Raw genomic sequence first — 3,735 nt, forward strand, 5'->3', positions numbered from 1 at the left:
TCAAACGCTGGCTTAGTAAACCAGCCAGCACGCTCTATCTCTGCTGCTAGGCTCAGTATCGTTGACTCATCATTCATGCGTCCTATTAGCTGCATACCGATCGGCAGCCCCTTTTTGCTCATGCCCATCGGTATCGATATCGCTGGCAGACCTGTGACATTACCCAATATCGTAAAGGCCATTTTGCTCAGCACGGGATGACTGAGTTTTTCTATCATGCCGGAGCTAAAGGTATACTTACCCATATTGATACCTTTACTCAATAGCCCTGAGGTGTTCATCAGCATCTCATCAACTCGGCTTGGCGGCAGCACACCATGCTTAACCGCCGTTGTCGGCACTGTGGGCGACAAAATCATATCGTAGGTTTCAAGCAGCAGTCCCGTCTGATACTGACTATTGTGCCAACCGTGCTTGGCATGGACTAAGTCGGCGGCAGATAGCGAACGCCCAAGCATCGCCATATTGTAGGTTTGAGGTTCTAGTTTTTTGATATGTTCAGCGCCAAAGTTACGCTCAACATTATCGATGGTAAAAGCTGTATGCGCGCAAACGACGACTATAAAATCATGCCAAAACTGCTCGATATTGATATTAGGCTCAGCAGGAACGACGCGATGACCCATAGACTCTAGCTGTTTGGCGGTACGCTCAAGTACAGCCAGCACTTCTTTATCCACAGTCGTATTAGCGATAAGCGGCTGCTGATGCAAAGCGATCGTTAACTGCTTAGGCGCGCGCATAGCTGCTTGCAAAAACGACCCCTCAGGCGCAGCAATAACATAAGGCGCACCGATCTCGCGGCCACTAGTCGCATCGAGCATAGCTGCGGTATCACGAACCGTGCGGGTAATGACGTGATCGGCAGCAGCGCCATCCCAGCCTTCGCCAAAATCAGGACCAAATGGATTGCGCCCGCGACTCGGTTTGAGCCCCACTGCCCCGCACCACGCCGCAGGAAACCGTATAGAGCCGCCACCATCGCCTGCGCCTGCCATCGGCACAATGCCACTAGCAACGGCTGCCGCACTACCACCTGATGAGCCGCCAGAGCTGTAGCCTTTTTTGAAGGGATTGTGCGTTGGACCATGTGCTTTGGGCTCTGTGGTGATAATCAGCCCAAACTCAGGCGTATTGGTCTTGCCAAAGGTATTGACTCCTGAGGCTTTCATACGTTTAACGATTTCGCTGTCGTGTTTATTGACGACGTTGATACTACGGCTACCCATAGTAATCGGCTCACCTTCAAAATAAAAAGACAAATCTTTTAATAAAAAAGGCACACCTGTGAACGCGCCATCTGGCAAACCTTGCTGCGCGGCGTTGTAAGCGCGCGCGTCGAATCGATGAATAATGGCATTCATTTGGGGATTGAGTGTATTAGCGCGCGCAATCGCTGACTCTAATAGCTCTTTGGCGCTCACCTCGCCTGATTTGACGAGCTCTGCCAATCCTATCGCATCGTATTGGGTATATTCTTTAAACATGTTGGCATCCTTGCTGAAGTGTAGAATAAAATAGCCATTTATAGTCGTTTATTCAAACAAAAAAAACGAGACTCGTTTGTTATTTTATTTCTTATAACTATACAGTGCTACATAAGCAGCTCACGCTTACCACTTTTGCCCATCGAGCTAACGAGTCCCGCCTCCTCCATAGAGTCAACAATGCGTGCGGCGCGGTTATAGCCGATACTAAACTTACGCTGAATGCTTGAGGCTGAGACTTTGCGCGTCTCCATAATAAAGGCAACCGCGTCATTGTACAGATCATCATCTTCGCCTGAAGCATTAGCGGTGCCGCCGCCGCTTGGACTCGACAATTCAAAGTTGCCCGCCATATTATCGATATAATCTGGTGCGCCGCGCTCGCGCCACGCATCGCAGACACGGTTGACCTCTTCATCACTGACATACGCGCCATGAACGCGATCAGGCTCAATTTGACCTGGCCCCAAGAACAACATATCACCGTTACCGAGCATATCCTCAGCGCCGCCGCTATCGAGTATCGTGCGCGAATCGACTTTTGAGTTGACTCGTAGCGCGGCTCTCACTGGAATATTGGCTTTGATCAGACCTGTAATGACATCGACCGAAGGACGCTGAGTGGCGAGCATAAGGTGAATGCCTGCTGCCCGTGATTTTTGTGCCAAGCGGGTGATTAGCTCTTCAGCTTGCTTACCTACTTGCATGATCATATCAGCAAACTCGTCAGCGACAATGACAATCATCGGCAGGGTCTTAAGCTTAGGCGCTTGGCTAATGCTCACGCTATCGTTCGGTCGCCACAAGGGATCGAGCATTGGCTTACCTGCTTTTTCAGCGGCGCGGACTTTTTTATTAAACTCATCGAGCTTACGTACTTTGAGCAAACTCATCAGCTGATAACGGCGCTCCATCTCAGCCACGCACCACGATAAACTACTCGCCGCCTCGGTCATATCGGTCACCACAGGCGTGAGCAAATGCGGAATATCATTGTAGTTGGCAAGCTCTAACTGCTTGGGATCTATGAGAATGAGACGTAGCTCATCGGGCTTGTATTTAAGTAGTATCGATAGCAGCATAGAATTAACCAGTACCGACTTACCAGAGCCTGTGGTACCCGCAACGAGCATATGCGGCGCGCGTGCAAGGTCTGTGATAATAGCATTGCCACCGATATCTTTGCCCATCGCCATGCTGATTTGCGCTTTGGGGTCTTTGAATTTGTCTGTATTAAGCAGCTCAATAAGGCGTACCATTTCGCGCTTTTTGTTAGGTACTTCGATACCGATATAGGGTTTGCCTGGTATGACTTCGACTACGCGCAGGGACGCCATAGATAACGAGCGCGCCAAATCACGGGAGATACCTGTGACCTTGCTTGCTTTTACGCCAGCTGCCAACTCCACCTCAAAACGCGTCACCACTGGCCCTGGTATCGCATTGACCACCTCGGCCTTTACATTGAACTCTTGTAATTTAATCTCAAGCAGTTCTGATAATTTTTCAAGCTCGGCGACGGTATAGCTTGGTTTGCGATCAGGATCGGGCTTATCTAGGATAGACATCTCAGGAATAGGCGTGAGATTACCACGATACTCAGCCGTTTGCATGGCTCGCGATTTTTGACTAAAAGCGGCATCATCACTGATATCTGGCATTACTGGCGCGTCGGTATCATCTGGCATCATGTCAGTAATATGGTTGCTGCTATCCCCCTCTGGCACAGCGAAGCTAACACTTGGCTCATCTAGCTTAGCGACTATTGGCTCGGCTGCGGCTGGCTCAGCTGCGGCTGGCGTGACGGCTGTTGGTGGTAGCGTCGGGTTAGCAGGAGGCGTATTGGTCGGTGTCATATCAGTGACTGGCGCGCTTGATACGTCTTGAGTGTTAGACTGCGGCTCAATGACGGGTGCGACCGTTTCAGTATGCATTGGCGCACTTACCGTTTCGGTTGAGTCATTATCAAAGGATACTGCATCCCTCTCATTCGCAATAACAGGTGAGCTATCAGGCTTGATATTGAGATTAGTATTGAGCTCATTATTAGGCATAATGTTGAGCCTAGTATCAGGAGTAGTATCATGCTCTGCGATCCAAGCATCAGCCAGCTGGCTTGCGCTAATTTCATCACCGCTTTTGTTATCGGACAATGCATCATCTTGTTGTAGTGCTGGTGGTGTTGGCATTGCTGACGACGTTGATGGTTCTGATGGTGCTGATGACGCTGAAGGCTCTAATGACGCTA

Annotated in this window: 2 protein-coding genes; both read right to left on the minus strand. The window is 49.9% G+C overall.

The genetic code is table 11. From position 1 onward, the window contains the following. Nucleotides 1-1,487 (minus strand): amidase (locus ACTXGO_RS10940; RefSeq protein WP_443574490.1); only part of this gene is annotated, 1,487 nt, incomplete at its 3' end. 107 nt (nucleotides 1,488-1,594) lie between these two features. Beyond that, on the minus strand, nucleotides 1,595-3,735 hold a 2,141-nt coding region (locus tag ACTXGO_RS10945), incomplete at its 5' end, for a DNA translocase FtsK (RefSeq protein ID WP_443574492.1).

The organism is Psychrobacter sp. T6-1 (genome assembly GCF_052258445.1).